This is a genomic window from Rhizobacter sp. P1_G5, from assembly GCF_056405435.1.
In genome coordinates, this window is sequence record NZ_JBFUCB010000994.1 from 1 (window position 1) to 1,304 (window position 1,304).

Annotated in this window: 1 protein-coding gene; it reads right to left on the reverse strand. The window is 66.5% G+C overall.

Annotation, left to right across the window (positions count from 1 at the left end):
* Positions 1-1,136, reverse strand: a 1,136-nt coding sequence (malF, locus tag AC1D12_RS33465; RefSeq protein ID WP_477845395.1) for a maltose ABC transporter permease MalF, incomplete at its 3' end; no start/stop codon positions are given.
* Positions 1,137-1,304: the final 168 nt, after the last annotated feature.

Here is a 1,304-nt window from a genome sequence, read left to right on the forward strand (position 1 = left end):
ACCATCATGTACGGGTAGCCCAGCCACACGTTGACGATCAACAGCATCACCTTGGCGAGCAGCGGGTCCGAGAACCACGCCGGCTTGATGCCGAACAGCGCATCGAGGATCAGGTTGATCTCGCCGAAGTTGTTGTTGAACAGCCCCTTGAAGACCAGGATGGAGATGAACCCCGGCACGGCGTACGGCAGGAACAGCAGCGTGCGGTACAGGCCCTTGAAGCGCAGCGCATCCCAGTTGAAGAGGACTGCCAGGAACATGCCGAGCGCGGCGCCGAAGAACACGGTGAGGGCCGAGAACACCACCGTCCAGAGGAAGATGCGCACGAAGGGCTCGCGGAACGCGGCGTCGGTGAAGATGCGCTGGTAGTTCGCGAAACCCACGCCGACCTGGAAGCCCGGCTGCACGCGCTCGCCGGCCTCGGTCTCGTAGAAGCCGCTGGTCATGTTCGGGCGCAGCACCGTGTGGGTCTGCTGGTTCGTCAGCGAGCCGTCGGGGTTCTGCTTGTACAGCGCTTGCACTGCGCCGAACTGGCGCAGGCCGGTCATCACGAGCTTGTTGGGGGAGTCGGGCAGCACGAGTGTCAGCGCCTGCAGGTGCTTCTGCCTGGCGATGACGGTCTTGAGCTGGGCCGGCTCGGCCAGCGGCGCCTGCGCCGGGTCCTGCGGCGCGAGCTTCACCTCCAGCGGCGTGGTCGTCGCCAGCGCGAGCCGGCTGCTGACCCACGCCTTGCCGCTGTCGGCGTCTTCGAGCCGGAGGCGGAACTCCGGCCCGTCCTCGTGCAGCGTGAACGCATAGCTCGCGCCCTCACCGCCGTGGAAGGTCTCATCGAGGAAGTACTGCGTCGCCCGCGGGAACTCCAGCAGGTTGCGCGAGCTGTAGTTCGTGAACCCGATGGCCATCGTGTAGACCATCGGGAAGACGACGAAGACCAGCGCCGCAGCGATGCCGGGGAACAGGTAGCGCCAGGCGTAGGTCTTCGCCGAGCTGTAGACCCACAGCGCGAGCGCGGTGATCGCGAGCATCGTGCCGGCCAAGAGCGTCTGGCCGGCCGCGTAGACCATCGCGACCACGTACAGCGCGCCCAGCAGCACGAAGGCGAGCAGGGCCGGGCCGGGGCGCAGCCGGTACTTCATCGTCTTGTCGAGCYTTCTCTGCGGATGAACTGGCTTACTTGGCCGTGATCCGCTTGGCCGCGGCGTCCAGCGCCTCCTTCGGCTGCTGGCGGCCCTCGGTCATGTTCTTCAGCGCCGACTCCATCGACGACCAGAAGCGCCCCATCTCCGGGTTGTTGGGCATCGGCG